Here is an 18,579-nt window from a genome sequence, read left to right as displayed (position 1 = left end):
ATGGCACACCGGATTAACGGGTTGATGCACATCGGTCTGCGCTGCGCCGATATCGAACGCGCCGCTGGCTTCTATCGTTCACTCGGTTTCGAACCCCGGCAAACGCTGGCGCTCGGCGGCCCCGTCGCCGTACAGTTTTTGCAGTTAGGTGAGCTAACGCTGGAGTTATACCAGCTACCTGACGAAGGGCAGACTCGCCCCGCCAGCGCCTATGGTATCGACCATATCGCTTTGCGGGTCACCTATCTGGCGGCTACGCAACGCTGGCTGGCTGAGCTGGGGTATCCGGTGATTGAAGGGCCGACGCTGCAGCCCAGCGGTGCCAACGGCGTGCGTTATCTGATGATCGCCGGGCCGGACGGTGAGCGGGTGGAGTTCAGCCAACCGCTGTAATGTTTCTTCCCACATAGCACAAGGCCCGATGGCGGTTATAAGCCATCGGGCCTCATTCGCATTTTTGTCAGCTCACGAGCCTTTACCGCCATAGACATGCACCTTATCGGCCATCGCCTACATTTCCTTAATCATCCTACCAGACAGCGCAAAATAATCCCTAGCCGCAATGGCAATACTGCAAATAATTGCATATTCATGTGTCAGCCAATAAAAAATTATTTTACGTAACATTGCAGGAACAATATTTTTTCATTTATGGCAGTCATGGCTGGAATAAGCCAATGGGAACGGGGTTGTCAGGAGAGAGATGTTATTTGTTGAGAGGGGATTTTATCTGGAACCAACAGAAAATAGCGTGCATACGTAACAAAACAGCAACCCAAAGCTAAAAACCAGCAGAGAACACTTGCCTCTGCTGAGTTGATAGCTTTAAGATGGTGTAAGAAAATTTTCCCTGGTGTTGGCCGATCTTGGCAGCCTGACCCTACGAGGTCAGGTTTTTTTTATGTTTTTTTCGTCGAGAACTGACCAGAAAAGTGTATCGCCTTAGGGAGTTAGAAGCTAGTTAGACTAAAGTATAGTACCTTACTAGACCTTCATTAGGTCAGTTAGGTTATTATTTCACATAGCGGAAATCGGCTGCCAGCACTATTTTTCACTCTGTATCTCAGCCGCCACGGCGTTCTACCACGACCACCACACGCTGCTCATTTCACACAACAACCCAAAATACCCGCAGAACCATCACGAAATAGCACCGTTTCCGTCATCAAAATAATGTGATCTCTATCAGATATTTTTTAAGATGAATTTAACTTCTGTAGAAGTTCAGGCCCTGGGACATCACTCCAGCTGCCCTTTACACGCTTATTCCTCTGCCGGATGACAAAGTCATGCCTTATCGGGAAATCTCCAGTAATAAAATATCACCAATTCACTATTAAAATAATGAAAACACCATTCATTATAAAATAACCGGTTAATATTTCGCCACGAAAGATAACGCCGGGCAGCCAAGGAGCAAATTGAAATCCTCTCTTGCCTTATAGGCCAGGGCGTTCAATCTCGCTGACTTGCTTTGTTCACCGTCCCATTGCCCTGAAACTGTCTCGCCACACGGCATAATAAGGTTAGCGCCGATCGCTTAAAAAGCCTTATCATTCTCATGCACCGGCATGCTCGTAGTGAAACTTCTCTGATGTTACTGGATAAAGTTATTTCTCTTAATTTATTCAAAGGTAACATTATGTTTAATATTTACAGCACCAACTACGCATCAATGAGCACCGAAAAATCAGCAGATCTTTATGTTTTAAGAAAAAACGTCTTTAAAGATAGACTGCAATGGGCCGTGAACTGTTCAGACGGCAAGGAGCTGGATGAGTTTGATAATGATAAGACAAACTATATATTTGGCGTAAAGGACAACATGATAGTTTGTGGTACCAGGATGATTGATATGAAACACAAGAATATGCTGAACAGCGCATTTTCCTCTTTCTTTCATGACGTCGTCATTCCAGAGGGGAATTTCATCGAGTCCACACGCTTTTTCGTCGATAAAGAAAGAACCCAGTCACTGCTGGGCCGCCGGTTTCCTGTGACTCTGGCGCTGTTCTTGTCCCTGATCAACTATGCGCGGCAACACGGCTATGACGGCATACTGGCCGTCTCCAGCCATCCGATGTTGCATATCATCAAAAGCTCCGGCTGGAATGTCACGCTGCTGAAGACAGGCATGTCGGAAAAGAACGAGCCCGTTCATTTGCTGTTGGGCCACGTTGATCGTCAGAGCCAGGAGGCATTAAAAAGCAGAATATTCAAAAAGTTGAATACGCAAGACGAGCACATGCTAAACGCCTGGCCGTTGAGCGACGAGCCTGCGTTCTAATTATCCCACCGGTTTAATCAGCTGAAGTTCCATCCCTAAACGGATAGCATGCCGGGCATTCGCCACCCCCAACTTTTTGACAATGTTACCCATATGAAACTTGATGGTGCAGGTTTTGATCCCTAGGATTATGCCCATTTCCTGGTAAGTTTTCCCCACGCTGGCCCAATAAAGGATCTCATTTTCTCTCTCTGTAAAACGGGCGTTTTTTTCCTGACGTGCAGTGTTTTTTTCCGACAGTGAAGTCAGCGTTAAATACATCTCATGGGTCGATGCCAGCAGCAACGAAATATCGCCTTTATGCTGGTTCAGCATCTGCATGATTTCCGCCTTGCGCTCGGCTGCGAGGGTAAAGGAAAGGGTCACCAGATTATTATTAAAATCATGTAACACGAAGGTATAGCCGTCGGCTACGCCGAATTCGCGTGCTTGCTCGAACAACTCAGAAAAACGGAAGCCGGCGCCGGCCATGAGATTCTCATCCCAGGCAAAAGGCGTCAGGCGATTGAGCGCCGTAATGACTACCGGATCGGTATATTGCAGCCCTTGCTCTTTATATTGCTTTACCCATTCACCGGGATAATTGGTGACGCCAAAGATACATGACATATCTTTCTTGGATAACACCACGTAGGCCCAGATAAGCTCGCCGAAATCACCTAATGCCGCTTCTAGATGCTTGCTGATAATGTGACTGATATTCTCTTCATATTCCATTAACTGCCTGCCCCCTACCCAATACGCCGCTGGGTAGACTATACCAAAAAGGATCGGCACGCCGTAACCTTCGCATCTTGCACGGATAACGCCCGGTGGAATATTGCCAGCGGCAGCCGGCAAGCGCTTTGCCTGCCGCCGATACGCGGGGTATATTAGCCGCACATCCATTGTGCCTGTCAGGAGTGAATGAGTGAGCATGTTCGCAGAAGAGCGCCAGGAAAAACTCCTCGCCATTCTCAAGGAGAAGCGCAAGCTCTCCGTGGGGGAAATGAGCTCGCGCTTTAACGTCTCCGGCGCCACCATCCGCACCGATCTGCGCATTCTGGAAGACGCCGGTATGCTGACACGCACCCACGGCGGCGCCATTCTGCGCACCCGCGCCAGCTTCGAGGTCGGTTCCGATCAGCGTGAAGAGGTGAACCTCAGCGCCAAGGAGCAAATCGGTCAATTGGCCGCCGGCCTGGTGGAAGACGGCGACATCATCGTATTGGACACCGGCACCACCACCCTGCAGATCGCCCGCCATCTGCGCCAGCGCCGCAACCTGACCGTGGTCACCAACGATTTCATGATCGCCAAGAGTCTGGAAGACGTCGAATCTATCCAGATCATCCTGCTGGGCGGCATCGTCAAAAAGGGTTATCACTGCGCGGTCGCCATCAACGGCCGTTCGCTGCTGGATACGCTGAACATCGACAAGGCGTTTATGGGTACCAACGCATTGTCGCTGAAACAGGGCGCCTGCGTGGCCGACATCATGCTGGCAGAAACCAAGCGCGCGATGGTGGAACATGCCAATCAGGTGATCGTGGTGTGCGATCACTCCAAGCTGAGCAACACCTCGCTGGCGCAGTTCGCCTCCCCTGCCCAGATCGACACTCTCGTGCTGGATCGCCTGCCGGAAGACGCGCAGGCCTATCAGGATGCCGGCATTGCGCTACTAAGCGTCGGCTGATCCCCCCAACAAAAAAGGCGCGGCCCCACGGCCACGCCTTTCTTCACTACCGCTCGCCCCGCTACTTGCGTTTGAGCAGCATATACACGCTGATCAGCAGGAACAGCATGCTCGGCAGCAGCGCGCCCAGCACCGGCGGCATGCTGTAGACCATGCTCAGCGGGCCGAAGATCTGATCCAGCACGTAGAACAGGAAGCCGAAGCTGATGCCGGTCACCACGCGGATACCCATCGGCACGCTGCGCAGCGGGCCGAAGATGAACGACAGCGCCATCAGCATCATCACCGCCACCGACAGCGGCGAGAAGATTTTGCTCCACATGTTGAGCTGGTAACGGTTGGATTCCTGGCCGCTCTGCTTCAGGTACTTCACGTAGTTGTGCAGCCCGCTGATGGAGAGCGAATCCGGATCCAACGCCACCACGCCCAGCTTGTCCGGGGTCAGGTTGGTTTTCCATTCGCCGGTCAGCGTCTGGGTGCCGGTCACCTGTTTCGGGTTGGTCAGATCCGAGGTGTCCACCTGCGAAAGCTGCCACAGGCCGTTCTCGAAGCTGGCGGTAGCGGCATAGCGCACCGTCTCGAGGCGACGCTGGTCGTTGAAGTGGTAGATGTTCACGCCGGAGAGTTCTTTGTCGCCGGAGACGCGCTCGATGTAGATGAAGTCGTTGCCGTCCTTCGCCCACAGCCCGCTCTTGGTGGAGAGCAGCGAACCGCCGTACATCTGCTGGGCGCGGTAGTTACGCGCCATCTGCTCGCCCTGCGGCGCCACCCACTCGCCGATCGCCATGGTCAGCAGCACCAGCGGAATGGCGGTTTTCATCACCGAGCCGGCGATCTGCAGGCGGGTGAAGCCGGAAGCCTGCATCACCACCAGTTCACTGCGCGTCGCCAGCTGGCCCAGGCCGAGCAGCGCGCCGAGCAGCGCCGCCATCGGGAAGAAGATCTCGATGTCTTTCGGCACGCTCAGCAGGGTGTACATGCCGGCGCTCAGCGCGGTGTATTCGCCCTGGCCGACCTTGCGCAGCTGATCGACGAACTTGATGATGCCGGACAGCGACACCAGCATGAACAGCGTCATGATGATGGTGTTAAAAATCGTTTTACCGATATACCGGTCTAATACGCCAAACATCAGGCCGCTCCTCTCAGGCGTGCGCGCAGCTTGCGCATCGGCACGGTATCCCACAGGTTCAGCGCCAGCGCGATCGCGAAGTAAACGCCGTTAACCAGCCACAGCCACAGCATCGGATCCAGCTTGCCCTTGCCGGCGTTGGAGCGCAGCGAGGTCTGCAGCAGGAAGAAGATCAGATACAACAGGATGGCCGGCAGCATGCTCAGCACGCGGCCCTGGCGTGGGTTCACCACGCTGAGCGGCACCACCAGCAGCGCCATCAGCGCCACCGAGACCACCAGCGTCAGGCGCCAGTGCAGCTCGGCGCGCGCGTCCGGATCGTCGGATTCCCACAGCGTCTGCATCGACATCTGTTCGGATTCGGTGTTGTCCGCCGCCACGGTGCGGTGGCCAATCACCGCCTTGTAGTCGGTGAAGTCGGTAATGCGGAAGTCGCGCAGCAGCGCGGTGCCTTCAAAGCGGGTGCCCTTGTCGAGCGTCACCACCTGCGAGCCGTCTTTCTGCTGCACGATGTTGCCGTGCTCGGCCACCACCACCGACGGGCGTTGGTTGCCGTTCGGCCGCAGCTGCGCCAGGAACACGTCGTTGAAGGTGCTGCCCTTCACGTTGCCGATAAACAGCACCGCGTTGCCGTCCTGCGAGGGTTTGAACTGCCCTTCCGCCAGCCCGGCGATGCTCGGGTTGGCCTTGGCTTCGTTCACCACCACGTCCTGATAGCGCGAGGCCCAGGGGCCGGCCCAAAACACGTTCACCGCCGCAACCGCAGAGGTGAGCAGCGCCAGGATCATGGCGGCGATAATCAGGGTGCGTTTGCCCAGCCCGCAGGCGTGCATGACGGTGATTTCGCTCTCGGTATACAACCGCCCAAGCGTCATCAGCAAGCCGAGAAACAGGCTCAAAGGCAGGATGAGCTGCGCCATTTTCGGCACGCCCAACGCGAGCAGGGAGAGTACTAAGTTTGTCGGGATATTGCCGTCCACCGCGTCGCCCAACACCCTGACCAGGTTCTGACAAAAGAAGATCAGAAGCAGGATGAACAGAATGGCGATTTGGCTCTTGAGCGTTTCCCGTACCAGATATCTTATGATGATCACGCTTATTACGCCTGTGAAAACTTGTCTTTTTGCAGGAAAATCGATAATTTCATCGTTAATCCGCCATTTATTCTCATCATATGGCAACCTTCACAGCTAAAATAGTATTACAACATCAAGCCGTTTGGGTGTCCTATAGGAACTTGCTTATAGTCGCCAAAACAGAGCAATTTATGCCGTTCAGGTTAACATAATCCGTTAACTCAAATGGCAGGAGATCGTTACGGAGTCGGTTATTCTAGCCGTAGCGTCCGCCTTTGTCTTTAAGATTCAGGAGAGTGCATGGAGTTCAGTGTAAAAAGCGGTAGCCCGGAAAAACAGCGCAGTGCCTGTATTGTAGTCGGCGTTTTCGAACCGCGCCGCCTGTCCCCTATCGCAGAACAACTCGACAAAATCAGTGATGGTTATATCAGCGCATTGCTGCGCCGTGGCGAACTGGAAGGCAAGGTCGGGCAGACGCTGCTACTGCACCATGTGCCCAACATTCTCTCCGAGCGCATCCTGCTGATCGGCTGCGGCAAAGAGCGCGAGCTCGATGAGCGCCAATACAAGCAGGTGATCCAGAAAACCATCAATACCCTCAACGACACCGGCTCGATGGAAGCGGTCTGCTTCCTGACCGAGCTGCACGTGAAAGGCCGCAATACCTACTGGAAAGTGCGTCAGGCGGTAGAAACCGCCAAAGAGACGCTCTACACCTTCGATCAGCTGAAAAGCAACAAGGTGGAGCCGCGCCGTCCGCTGCGCAAAATGGTGTTCAACGTACCGACCCGCCGTGAGCTCACCAGCGGCGAGCGCGCTATCCAGCACGGTCTGGCGGTGGCTTCCGGCATCAAGGCGGCCAAGGATCTCGGCAACATGCCGCCGAACATCTGTAACGCCGGCTACCTGGCCTCGCAGGCCCGCCAGCTGGCGGACGCCTTCAGCACCCACATCACCACCCGCGTCATCGGCGAACAGCAGATGAAAGAGCTGGGCATGAACGCCTATCTGGCGGTCGGCGCCGGTTCGCAGAACGAATCATTGATGTCGGTGATGGAATATAAGGGCAACCCAAATCCGGACGCTAAGCCGATCGTGCTGGTAGGCAAAGGGCTGACCTTCGACTCCGGCGGCATCTCGATCAAACCGGCCGACGGCATGGACGAGATGAAATACGACATGTGTGGCGCGGCGACCGTGTACGGCGTGATGCGCGTAGTGGCGGAGCTGAACCTGCCGCTGAACGTGATCGGCGTGCTGGCCGGCTGTGAAAACATGCCGGGCGGCCGGGCGTATCGTCCGGGCGACGTGCTGACCACCATGTCTGGCCAGACCGTCGAGGTACTCAACACCGACGCCGAAGGCCGTCTGGTGCTGTGCGACACCCTGACCTACGTCGAGCGTTTCGAGCCGGAGCTGGTGATCGACATCGCCACCCTGACCGGCGCCTGCGTGATCGCCTTGGGCCACCACATCACCGGCCTGATGTCGAACCACAACCCGCTGGCGCACGAGCTGCTGGGCGCTTCCGAGCAGGCCGGCGACCGCGCCTGGCGCCTGCCGATGGCCGACGAGTATTACGAGCAGCTGGACTCCAACTTCGCCGACATGGCGAACATCGGTGGCCGCCCTGGCGGTGCTATCACTGCCGCCTGCTTCCTGTCGCGCTTCACCCGCAAGTACACCTGGGCGCACCTGGATATCGCCGGCACCGCCTGGCGCTCCGGTAAAGCCAAGGGCGCGACCGGCCGCCCGGTGGCGCTGCTGTCGCAGTTCCTGCTCAACCGTGCAGGCCTGAACGGCGACGATTAAATACCCTTCATCTTTCAAGCCGCAGCGTTGTTGGCCGCATTCGTTCACCCCAGTCACTGACTTGATGTCAGCTCCTGGGGATGAACGAACTTGCCGCCTAGCTGCAACTTGAAATCTATTGGGTATATAATCCTCTCAGCAGCGAAGGGGTAGAGTTATCTGCTCCGTTCCCTAAAAGGGCGCAACCTACATGTTGTGCCCTGTTTTTTTTATCGGCAGCGGTGGATCCTTAATGAAACAGGCGACGTTTTATTTGCTCGACAACGCGGAACCGTCTGGCGCGCTCAGCGCCCATGAGGCCGTGGCCTGCGCCGTTGCCGCCGAACGCTGGCGTGCCGGCAAGCGGGTGCTGATCGCCTGCGAGAGCCAGGAGCAGGCCCAGCGGCTGGACGAAGCGCTGTGGCAGCGCGAGCCGCATGAATTCGTGCCGCACAACCTGGCCGGCGAAGGGCCGCACTACGGCGCGCCGGTGGAACTGTGCTGGCCCGGCAAGCGCGGCAACGCCCCGCGCGATCTGCTGATCGCCCTGCTGCCGCAGTTTGCCGATTTTGCTACCGCTTTCCATGAAGTGGTAGACTTCGTTCCTTACGAAGACACTCTGAAACAGTTGGCGCGCGACCGTTACAAGGCCTATCGCAGCGTCGGCTTCCATTTGACCACGGCTACGCCGCCAACTCACTGAATACGATAAAGAATGGAAAAGACAAACAGTCAGCTCGACACCGCATACGACCCAAAACAGATCGAACAGAAGCTGTACGATCACTGGGAGAATCAGGGTTACTTCAAGCCGAACGGCGACACCAGCCAGGAAAGCTTCTGCATCATGATCCCGCCGCCGAACGTCACCGGCAGCCTGCACATGGGCCACGCGTTCCAGCAGACCATCATGGATACCATGATTCGCTATCAGCGCATGCAGGGTAAAAACACCCTGTGGCAGGCGGGCACCGACCACGCCGGCATCGCCACCCAGATGGTGGTGGAGCGCAAGATCGCCGCGGAAGAAGGCAAAACCCGCCACGACTACGGCCGTGACGCGTTCATCGACAAAATCTGGCAGTGGAAGGCGGAGTCCGGCGGCACCATCACCCGCCAGATGCGCCGTCTGGGCAACTCCGTGGACTGGGAGCGCGAGCGCTTCACCATGGACGAAGGCCTGTCGAACGCGGTGCGCGAAGTGTTTGTCCGTCTGCACAAAGAAGACCTGATCTACCGCGGCAAGCGCCTGGTGAACTGGGATCCGAAGCTGCGCACCGCCATCTCCGATCTGGAAGTGGAAAACCGCGAATCCAAAGGCTCCATGTGGCACCTGCGCTACCCGCTGGCCGACGGCGCGAAAACCGCCGAGGGCAAAGACTATCTGGTGGTCGCCACCACCCGTCCGGAAACCGTGTTGGGCGATACCGGCGTGGCGGTCAACCCGGAAGACCCACGCTATAAAGACCTGATCGGCAAAGAGATCATTCTGCCGCTGGTCGGCCGCCGCATTCGCATCGTCGGCGACGAACACGCCGATATGGAAAAAGGCACCGGCTGCGTGAAGATCACCCCGGCGCACGATTTCAACGACTACGAAGTCGGCAAACGCCACGGCCTGCCGATGATCAACATTCTGACCTTCGACGGCGACATCCGCCAGGAAGCGGAAGTGTTCAACACCCTGGGCGAAGTCTGCACCGACTACTGCAACGAGATCCCGGCCGAGTTCCGCGGCCTGGAGCGCTTCGCGGCGCGTAAAGCGGTGGTTGCCGCCTTCGATCAGTTGGGCCTGCTGGACGAGATCAAACCGCACGACCTGACGGTGCCTTACGGCGACCGCGGCGGCGTGGTGATCGAGCCGATGCTGACCGACCAATGGTACGTGCGCACCGCGCCGCTGGCCAAAGTGGCGGTGGAAGCGGTCGAACAGGGCCAAATCGAGTTCGTGCCGAAGCAGTACGAAAACATGTACTTCAGCTGGATGCGTGACATTCAGGACTGGTGCATCTCGCGTCAGCTGTGGTGGGGCCACCGCATCCCGGCCTGGTATGACGTGAACGGCAAAGTCTACGTGGGCCGCAGCGAAGAAGAAGTGCGCAGCGAGAACAACCTGGGCGCCGACGTGGTGCTGACCCAGGACGAAGACGTGCTGGACACCTGGTTCTCGTCCGGCCTGTGGACCTTCTCTACCCTGGGCTGGCCGGAGCAGACCGACGCGCTGAAAACCTTCCACCCGACCAGCGTGATGGTCAGCGGCTTCGACATCATCTTCTTCTGGATCGCGCGCATGATCATGCTGACCATGCACTTCATCAAGGATGAAAACGGCAAGCCGCAGGTGCCGTTCAAGACCGTCTACATGACCGGTCTGATCCGCGACGACGAAGGCCAGAAGATGTCCAAGTCCAAAGGCAACGTGATCGATCCGTTGGACATGGTCGACGGCATCTCGCTGGAAGATCTGCTGGAAAAACGCACCGGCAACATGATGCAGCCGCAGCTGGCGGAGAAAATCCGCAAGCGCACCGAGAAGCAGTTCCCGAACGGCATCGAGCCGCACGGCACCGACGCCCTGCGCTTCACCCTGGCGGCGCTGGCCTCGACCGGCCGCGACATCAACTGGGACATGAAGCGCCTGGAAGGCTACCGCAACTTCTGTAACAAGCTGTGGAACGCCAGCCGCTTCGTGCTGATGAACACCGAAGCGCACGACTGCGGCTTCAACGGCGGCGAGAAGGTGCTGTCGCTGGCTGATCGCTGGATCCTGGCCGAATTCAATCGCACGGTGAAAGCCTACCGCGAAGCGCTGGACACCTACCGCTTCGATCTGGCGGCCAACATCCTGTACGAATTCACCTGGAACCAGTTCTGCGACTGGTATCTGGAGCTGACCAAGCCTGTCGTGAGCAACGGCAGCGAAGCGGAACAGCGCGGCACTCGCCACACGCTGATCACCGTGCTGGAAGCGCTGCTGCGCCTGGCGCACCCGATCATTCCGTTCATCACCGAAACCATCTGGCAGCGCGTGAAGCCGCTGACCGGCACGACCGCAGACACCATCATGCTGCAGCCGTTCCCGGCCTACGACGCCGCGCTGGAAGACGAGCAGGCGCTGAACGATCTGGAGTGGATCAAGCAAACCATCATCGCCGTGCGCAACATCCGCGCCGAGATGAACATCGCGCCAAGCAAAGCGCTCGACGTGCTGCTGCGCAACTGCAGCGCCGACGCCCAGCGCCGCGTGCAGGAGAACCAAAGCTTTATCGCCCGTCTGGCGCGCCTGGAATCCATCGCGCTGCTGCCGGCCGGTGATAAAGGCCCGGTCTCCGTCACCAAGCTGGTGGACGGCGCCGAGCTGCTGATCCCAATGGCCGGTTTCATCGACAAGGACGCCGAGATCGCGCGCCTGGCGAAAGAGATGGGCAAGCTGGATGCGGAAATCGCTTCGATCGAAGGCAAGCTGGCGAACGAAGGCTTCGTGGCGCGCGCGCCGGAAGCGGTAGTCGCCAAAGAGCGCGATCGTCTGGCAGCCTGCAAAGAAGGCAAAGTGAAGCTGCAGGAACAGCAGGCGACCATCGCCGCGCTGTAATCCACCGGCTCACGCCAACGCCTGAAAAACAGCGGGGTCTTCCCCGCTGTTTTTTTATCGCCGTTGCATCCGGGCCGGGTTAGATGTTATTACAAGATATTACTGCTGCAGGGACGCCGCCGGGAAATAACCCCCGGCGCGTTTCGTGCTGCGATAAAAACGAAAAACGAACGTGGTCTCTTTCAATGGCGAGTGTAAACATGACAACAGCAACCCCGGCGCGCCTGCTGGTGCGCCCCATCACGGCGGAAGACAATCCCGCCATTGCTCACGTCATTCGCGAAGTCTCCGCCGAGCACGGCCTGACGGCGGATAAAGGCTATACCGTCTCCGATCCCAATCTGGACGCCCTGTATCAGCTCTACAGCCTGCCGCGCAGCGCTTACTGGGTGATCGAGGTGGACGGCCAGGTCGCCGGCGGCGGCGGCATCGCGCCGCTGCAGGGCGGCGCAGACGATATTTGCGAATTGCAGAAGATGTATTTCCTGCCGGTGTTGCGCGGCAAGGGATTGGCGAAACGCCTGGCGCTGCAGGCGCTGGATTTCGCCCGCCAGCACGGCTTCCGCTGTTGTTACCTTGAGACCACCGCCAGCCTGACGCAGGCCGTTGCGCTGTACGAACACCTGGGCTTCGAACACATCGACCATGCGATGGGCGCCACCGGCCACGTCGATTGCGAAGTCACCATGCTGAAAACGCTGTAATCGCCCCCCGCCGTCTCTATCATGGCGCAGCTTGCTGCGCCATTTTATTAATATCGCAATCAATCAGTAAAACTCGCTATAACGCCGTTTTTCAAGCAGATAAACTGACGTTAAAAACCACGATGTAAATTTAATGTGAAGTTCGTTAATAAATTAACGATCGCAAATTGACCGTTTTTCCCCCCGCGTTACTCTGCCAGTATCCCAATCGCGCACGGAGAGCTGTCATGTCGGAAAACACCTTTGATTACATCATCGTCGGCGCCGGTTCCGCCGGCTGCGTGCTGGCGGCGCAGCTGATCCGCCGCACCCAGGCGCGGGTGCTGCTGCTGGAAGCCGGCGGCGACGACAATAACCTGTTCATCAAGATGCCGGCCGGGGTGGCCAAGATCATCGCCAAAAAAAGCTGGCCCTACGAGACGGAACCGGAACCGCACGCCAATAACCGCCGCATGCAAATCGCGCAGGGCAAGGTGCTGGGCGGCAGCAGCTCGGTCAACGGCATGATCTACCTGCGCGGCCAGCCGCAGGACTACGACGACTGGGCCAAACGCTACGGCTGCACCGGCTGGAGCTACCGCGAGGTGCTGCCCTATTTCAAACGCGCCGAGGCCAACGAAAGCCTGTCGGACGACTACCACGGCGCCGACGGGCTGCTGCCGGTCAGCGAAAACCGCTACCGCCACCCGCTCAGCATGGCGTTTATCCGCGCCGGCCAGGAGCTGAACCTGCCCTATCGCAACGACTTCAACGGCGACAGCCAGCACGGCGTCGGTTTCTACCAAACCACCACCCACAACGGCGAACGCGCCAGCACCGCCCGCACCTACCTGAAGGCGGTGCGCGACGAACGGCGGCTGGTGGTGAAACTGAACGCCCTGGCGCACCGGCTGACCTTCGAGGGCAACGTCGCCACCGGCGTAGTCTACAGCCAGAACGGCGGCGCGGAAGTCACCGCGCGCGCCACCAAAGAGGTGATCGTCAGCGCCGGCGCGGTCGGTTCGCCGAAGCTGCTGATGCTCTCCGGCATCGGCCCGCGCGACCACCTGCAACAGCTGGGCATTGAGGTGCGGGCGGATCTGCCGGTGGGCAAAAACTTCCACGACCACCTGCACATGTCGATCAACGTCAGCACCCGCGAGCCGATCAGCCTGTTCGGCGCCGATCGCGGCCTGCAGGCGCTGAGCCACGGCGCGCAGTGGCTGGCGTTTCGCAGCGGTGTGCTCTCGTCCAACGTGCTGGAAGGCGCCGCCTTCACCGACAGCCAGGGCGACGGCCGGCCGGACGTGCAGATCCACTTCCTGCCGCTGCTGGACAGCTGGGACGACGTGCCCGGCGAGCCGCTGCCGAACATTCACGGCTTCACGCTCAAGGTCGGCTACCTGCAGCCGAAGGCGCGCGGCGAAGTGCTGCTGCGCAGCAGCAACCCGCGCGATCCGGTCAAGCTGCACGCCAACTACCTCGGCCACCCGGACGATCTGGCCGGCAGCGTGCGCGCGGTGAAGTTCGGCCTGGATTTCCTGCAAACCGCGGCGCTGAAGCCGCTGATCAAAGATCTGCTGATGCCGCAGCCGGAATGGACGCGCGACGAAGCGCAGCTGGAAGAGTTCGTACGCAACTTCTGCAAGACGGTGTATCACCCGGTGGGCAGCTGCCGCATGGGGCCGTCGCCACAGGACGCGGTGACCGATCCGCAGCTGCGGGTGCACGGTTTTGAACGGCTGCGGGTGATCGACTGCTCGGTGATGCCGCAGCTCACCAGCGGCAACACCAATGCGCCGACCATCATGCTGGCGGAAAAGGCGGTGGATCTGTTGCTGGGCGCGCCGCAGTAAGGGCGCGCCTCAACCTCAGGCGGCGGCGGGCACGCCGCTGTGAAAGCGCAGCTCGCTGTCCGGCGACAGGATCAGCTCAGCCTCGAGGCGGCCGAAATGCGCCACCCGTTCGCTGATGTCGCCGCCGGCGATCTGTTCGGCCAGCGTCAGGTAGTCCTGATAGTGGCGCGCTTCGGAGCGCAGCAGCGAGACGTAAAAGCGGTTCAGCTCGTCGTCCAGATGCGGCGCCAGTTTGGCGAAGCGTTCGCAGGATCGCGCTTCGATGTAAGCGCCGCAGATCAGTTTGTCGATCAGCGTCGCCGGATCGTGAGTGCGGATCTCGCGGATCATACCCTTGGCGTAGCGGCTGGCGGTGATCTTGCGATACGGGATCCCGCGCGCCTGCATGATCTCCAGCACCTGCGAGAAGTGGTGCAACTCTTCCTTGATCAACAGCACCATGCGATCCGCCAGATCCTGGCCGTAGGCCGAGCCGTTTTTCGGCAGGATCTTGCGGGTGAACTGGCCCTGGCGAAACAGCGTGTCCGGTGCGCCCTGCGCTTCGTGCAGAAACGCCTCGTAGGGCCGCAGCAGCGCCAACAGCGCGTCGCCGCTCTCTTTGTCCGCCACGTAGCGGCGGATCAGCCACATGCCGGTCTGCGCGGCTTTCAGCTCGCACACCAGGTGGTCGGTCAGCAACAGCTGCAGGTTTTCCGGACGGCGCGCGGCGTCGATCCAGGCGTCGGGCGTTTCACAGTGCAGGAAGCTTAAAATCGGGGCTAACAGGGATTGGTATGTCATGGCGTCATTGCCCTATGTATTTCAAGTTGCAGCTAGGCGGCCAGCTCACTCATCCCCAGGAGCTTACTCAGGTAAGTGACTGGGGTGAGAGAGTGCAGCCAACAACGCTGCAGCTTGAAAGACGACGGGGATATCAGGGGCCGGCGAGAACCGGCCCATGTGAATAAGCGGGGTTAATCAGTGGCGTTTGCCGTCGTCGTCTTCGTCGATGTAGTCGCCGTCTTCGTCATCCTCACCGTCTTCACCGTTCGGATCTTCGAAGTAGGTGCCCCAGCCGTCGTAATTGACGCCGCAGCGTTCCGCCAGCGCCACCAGCTGCTCGACCTGAGCGTCGATCAGCTCGGCGTTCAGGCCGACTTCGCTGATCACGTCGCAGCACATCACCATCGAACCGTCTTCCACTTCCAGCTCTTCGGCGTCGGTCACTTCGTAGCCCAGCTTGAAGGCTTCAACGGCGGCCTGCTCCAGAACCTCAAATTTCTCGGCGGACAGATGGTGCTCGATGGTGTAGAGCGCGTCCGGATCGCTGCCGTCTTCCAGCAGTTCTTCGATGATCAGGCGGGTCTCTTCACGTTGTTCTTCCAGCAATTCGCGGTTTGCCATGCCTATATCCTCAAGTCAAATGGCCTTCATTCCTTCTATTTTCACACACCGCCGACATTGCTTCCACGATAAACGTGAAAGATTTCCTCGCCGGGGTTGAAATTGAATATTCATACATATAAAGTGAATTTTAATTCAATTAAACAATCAGGGAATCGGACTATGAGCACCGGCAATGCGTTCTACCAACGTCACTTTCTGAGGTTAATGGATTTCACCCCCGCCGAGCTGCAGGCGCTGCTGCGGCTTTCGGCCGATCTGAAGCAGGCCAAGAAGCAGGGGCAGGAACAGCGCCGGCTGCAGGGCAAAAACATTGCGCTCATCTTCGAAAAAGACTCGACCCGCACGCGATGCTCTTTCGAAGTTGCCGCATTCGATCAAGGCGCCCAGGTCACTTACCTCGGCCCGAGCGGCAGCCAGATCGGCCATAAAGAGTCGATGAAAGACACCGCCCGGGTGCTGGGCCGCCTGTACGACGGTATTCAGTATCGCGGCTACGGCCAGGCGCTGGTGGAAACCCTGGCGGAATACGCCGGCGTGCCGGTATGGAACGGCCTGACCGACGAGTTCCACCCCACCCAACTGCTGGCGGATCTGCTCACCGTGCAGGAGCACCTGCCGGGCAAGGCGCTGAGCGAAGTGAAACTGGCGTACATCGGCGACGCGCGCAACAACATGGGCAACACGCTGCTGGAAGCCGCCGCGCTGGCGGGCATGGATCTGCGGCTGGTGGCGCCGAAGGCCTGCTGGCCGCAGCCGGAGCTGGTGGCCGAATGCCAGGCGCTGGCGCAGCAAACCGGCGCGAAACTCACCCTGACCGAAGACATCGCCGAAGGGGTGCAAGACGCCGACTTCCTCTACACCGACGTGTGGGTGTCGATGGGCGAACCGAAAGAGACCTGGCAGGAGCGTATCGCGCTGCTGCGGCCGTATCAAGTCAACATGGCGATGCTGAAGCTGACCGGCAACCCGAACGTGAAATTCCTGCACTGCCTGCCGGCGTTCCACGACGATCAAACCACGCTCGGCAAGCAGATGGCGCAGCAGTACGACCTGCACGGCGGCATGGAAGTGACCGACGAGGTGTTCGAATCGGCGCACAGCGTGGTGTTCGATCAGGCGGAAAACCGGCTGCACACCATCAAAGCGGTGCTGGTCGCCACGCTGAGCGAAACCCTCTGACAATCCCCCCCCCGGCCAGGGCGGCTAATATATTCCTGGAATATCAAATAGCGGATTGACCTTTGCCCGCCGCCGGCAAAGGTTCTACCGTGACAGGCCGACGGCGCTCGCGCCGTGAAAACCAACAATAACAAACCGTTCTCAGCGCCGCCTGGCGGCGCCTTCAGGGGATACACACCGATGAAAGCCAAACTCTTGCCGCTGTTCCTGCTCGCCGCCCTGCCCGCCGCCGCGTTAGCCGCCACGCCGCCGAATACGCTGGTGGTGGTGCAATCGCTGGATGACATCGTCAGCCTCGATCCGGCGGAAGCCAACGAACTCTCCAGCATCCAGACGGTGCCCAGCCTGTATCAGCGGCTGGTGCAGGCGGATCGCGACGATCCGGCCAAGGTGGCGCCGGTGCTGGCGGAAAGCTGGCAGGCCGATGCGGCGGCCAAAACGCTGACGGTGAAACTGCGGCCGCAGGCGGCGTTCGCCTCCGGCAACCCGCTGACCGCCGACGACGTGATCTTCTCCTACAGCCGCGCGGTCAAGATGAACAAGTCGCCGGCGTTCATCCTCAACGTGCTCGGCTGGCAGCCGGACAACATCGACGCGCAGCTGAAGAAGATCGACGAACATACCGTGCAGCTGCGCTGGACGGCGGACGTCAGCCCGGCGGTGGCGCTGAATATCCTCTCGACGCCGATCGCCTCAATCGTCGACAGCAAGGCGGCGCTGGCCAACGTTAAAGACGGCGACTTCGGCAACGCCTGGCTGAAAATGCACTCCGCCGGCAGCGGCCCGTTCAAGATGCGCGTCTATCAGCCACATCAGGCGATCGTGCTGGACGCCAACCCCACCTCGCCGGGCGACAAGCCGCAGCTGAAAAACATCATCATTAAAAACGTGCCGGATCCGGCCACCCGCCGCCTGCTGATCCAGCAGGGCGACGCCGATATCGCCCGCGAACTGGGCGCCGATCAGACCGACACGCTGAAAAACCAGCCGGGCGTCAAGGTGCTGGAGATCCCGTCCGCCGAGCAAAACTACCTGGTGTTCAACACCGGCAACGGCGCCAATCCGCTGCTGAACAACCCGGCGTTCTGGGAAGCGGCGCGCTACCTGGTGGATTATCAAGGCATCACGAAGGATCTGCTGAAGGGCCAATACTTCGTGCACCAGAGCTTCCTGCCGGTCGGGCTGCCGGGCGCGCTGGAGACCAACCCGTTCAGCTACGATCCGGCCAAGGCAAAAGCCATTCTGGCCAAGGCGGGCATCACCCACGCCGCCTTTACGCTGGACGTAGAGAACAAGCCGCCGTTCATCACCATCGCGCAGGCGCTGCAGGGCAGCTTCGCCGCCGCCGGCGTGAAGGTAGAGCTGCTGCCGGCGGCGGGCAGCCAGGTTTACTCCCGCGTGCGCGCCAGGCAGCATCAGGCGGCGATCCGCCTGTGGATCCCGGATTACTTCGACGCCCACTCCAACGCCAGCGCCTTCGCCTATAACGACGGCAAAAGCAGCACGGTAGCCGGACTGAACGGCTGGCAGATCCCGCAGTTGAACCAGCAGACGCTGGCGGCGCTGGCCGAAGCCGATCCGGCCAAGCGCCGCGCGCTGTACACCGCCATGCAGCAGGAGCTGCAGCGCAGTTCGCCTTACGTGTTTATCGATCAGGCCAAAACCGAAGTGGTGCTGCGCGACAACGTCAAAGGCTACCAGCAGGGGCTGAACGCCGACATGGTCTACTACGATCGCGTCAGCAAATAGCCGGCGGGCGGCCATCGCCGGCCAATCGATTGCGGGGCGGCAAAAAACGGCGTTTTAGCGCTTGCAGTAGAGAAAAGCGCGAGTATAATGCGCCACAATTTGCCAGGAGAAAGCATGAAAAACGACGTTTGTTTTGTTAGCCACAATCGACAAAACCGACTGCCTATCGGCGG

Annotated in this window: 15 protein-coding genes; 10 read left to right on the top strand and 5 right to left on the bottom strand. The window is 59.1% G+C overall.

Going from position 1 to position 18,579, the window contains the following annotated elements:
- Positions 1-393 (top strand): VOC family protein, encoded by a 393-nt coding sequence (locus tag AWX27_RS11290; RefSeq protein WP_060422025.1) that lies wholly within the window; start codon positions 1-3, stop codon positions 391-393.
- A 1,249-nt stretch (positions 394-1,642) separates the two neighbouring features.
- Positions 1,643-2,287, top strand: coding sequence for an acyl-homoserine-lactone synthase (locus tag AWX27_RS11285; RefSeq protein WP_060422551.1), 645 nt, complete (start codon positions 1,643-1,645; stop codon positions 2,285-2,287).
- Here the strand turns inward: AWX27_RS11285 and AWX27_RS11280 are convergent, their stop codons facing one another.
- Entirely contained in the window at positions 2,288-3,004 is a 717-nt protein-coding gene (locus AWX27_RS11280; protein WP_060422019.1) for a helix-turn-helix transcriptional regulator, read from the bottom strand. It lies immediately after the preceding gene.
- Positions 3,005-3,203: 199 nt separating this feature from the next.
- Between AWX27_RS11280 and AWX27_RS11275 the strand changes: the two genes are divergently transcribed.
- Positions 3,204-3,962, top strand: a complete 759-nt coding sequence (locus AWX27_RS11275) for a DeoR/GlpR family DNA-binding transcription regulator (RefSeq protein ID WP_049271167.1) — start codon at positions 3,204-3,206, stop codon at positions 3,960-3,962.
- 61 nt (positions 3,963-4,023) lie between these two features.
- On the opposite strand, the gene lptG is transcribed toward AWX27_RS11275, so the two are convergent.
- Both lptG and lptF read right to left on the bottom strand, forming a co-directional pair.
- Entirely contained in the window at positions 4,024-5,094 is a 1,071-nt protein-coding gene (lptG, locus tag AWX27_RS11270; RefSeq protein WP_019453290.1) for an LPS export ABC transporter permease LptG, read from the bottom strand.
- A complete protein-coding gene (gene lptF, locus AWX27_RS11265) occupies positions 5,094-6,188 on the bottom strand; it encodes an LPS export ABC transporter permease LptF (RefSeq protein WP_019453291.1) in 1,095 nt (364 codons plus the stop codon). Before lptF ends, lptG begins: the two co-directional genes overlap by 1 nt.
- 282 nt (positions 6,189-6,470) lie before the next feature.
- Between lptF and pepA the strand changes: the two genes are divergently transcribed.
- The 5 genes from pepA (at position 6,471) to AWX27_RS11240 (ending at position 14,092) form a co-directional block, all read left to right on the top strand.
- Positions 6,471-7,982: a leucyl aminopeptidase gene (gene pepA / locus AWX27_RS11260; protein ID WP_033636874.1), complete on the top strand. Its 1,512-nt coding sequence runs from the start codon at positions 6,471-6,473 to the stop codon at positions 7,980-7,982.
- Positions 7,983-8,214: 232 nt separating this feature from the next.
- Positions 8,215-8,664 carry a DNA polymerase III subunit chi gene (locus AWX27_RS11255; RefSeq protein ID WP_019453292.1) on the top strand — a complete coding sequence of 150 codons (450 nt, stop codon included), beginning with the start codon at positions 8,215-8,217 and terminating at the stop codon, positions 8,662-8,664.
- Positions 8,665-8,676: 12 nt separating this feature from the next.
- A complete protein-coding gene (locus tag AWX27_RS11250; protein ID WP_060422015.1) occupies positions 8,677-11,553 on the top strand; it encodes a valine--tRNA ligase in 2,877 nt (958 codons plus the stop codon).
- Positions 11,554-11,753: 200 nt separating this feature from the next.
- Positions 11,754-12,257 carry a GNAT family N-acetyltransferase gene (locus tag AWX27_RS11245; protein ID WP_004933360.1) on the top strand — a complete coding sequence of 168 codons (504 nt, stop codon included), beginning with the start codon at positions 11,754-11,756 and terminating at the stop codon, positions 12,255-12,257.
- Positions 12,258-12,484: 227 nt separating this feature from the next.
- A complete protein-coding gene (locus AWX27_RS11240; RefSeq protein ID WP_060422012.1) occupies positions 12,485-14,092 on the top strand; it encodes a GMC family oxidoreductase in 1,608 nt (535 codons plus the stop codon).
- Positions 14,093-14,107: 15 nt separating this feature from the next.
- Here the strand turns inward: AWX27_RS11240 and miaE are convergent, their stop codons facing one another.
- Positions 14,108-14,872: a tRNA isopentenyl-2-thiomethyl-A-37 hydroxylase MiaE gene (gene miaE, locus AWX27_RS11235; protein WP_015376459.1), complete on the bottom strand. Its 765-nt coding sequence runs from the start codon at positions 14,870-14,872 to the stop codon at positions 14,108-14,110.
- A gap of 177 nt (positions 14,873-15,049) precedes the next feature.
- Complete coding sequence (rraB, locus tag AWX27_RS11230) at positions 15,050-15,475, bottom strand: ribonuclease E inhibitor RraB (protein WP_025305115.1); 426 nt, start codon at positions 15,473-15,475, stop codon at positions 15,050-15,052.
- 162 nt (positions 15,476-15,637) lie between these two features.
- Here rraB and argF point away from each other — a divergent pair, with 162 nt between their 5' ends.
- Both argF and AWX27_RS11220 read left to right on the top strand, forming a co-directional pair.
- On the top strand, positions 15,638-16,657 hold the full coding sequence (gene argF / locus AWX27_RS11225) for an ornithine carbamoyltransferase (RefSeq protein WP_048321256.1): 1,020 nt from the start codon (positions 15,638-15,640) through the stop codon (positions 16,655-16,657).
- Between the two features lie 180 nt (positions 16,658-16,837).
- Positions 16,838-18,406: an ABC transporter substrate-binding protein gene (locus tag AWX27_RS11220; protein ID WP_060422007.1), complete on the top strand. Its 1,569-nt coding sequence runs from the start codon at positions 16,838-16,840 to the stop codon at positions 18,404-18,406.
- Positions 18,407-18,579 lie beyond the last annotated feature (173 nt).

This window comes from Serratia sp. 2880STDY5682894 (assembly GCF_001537385.1).
Taxonomy (GTDB): Bacteria; Pseudomonadota; Gammaproteobacteria; order Enterobacterales; family Enterobacteriaceae; genus Serratia; species Serratia nevei.
Note: the sequence above shows the minus strand (reverse complement) of the source record. Positions and strands in the feature narration are given on the sequence as shown.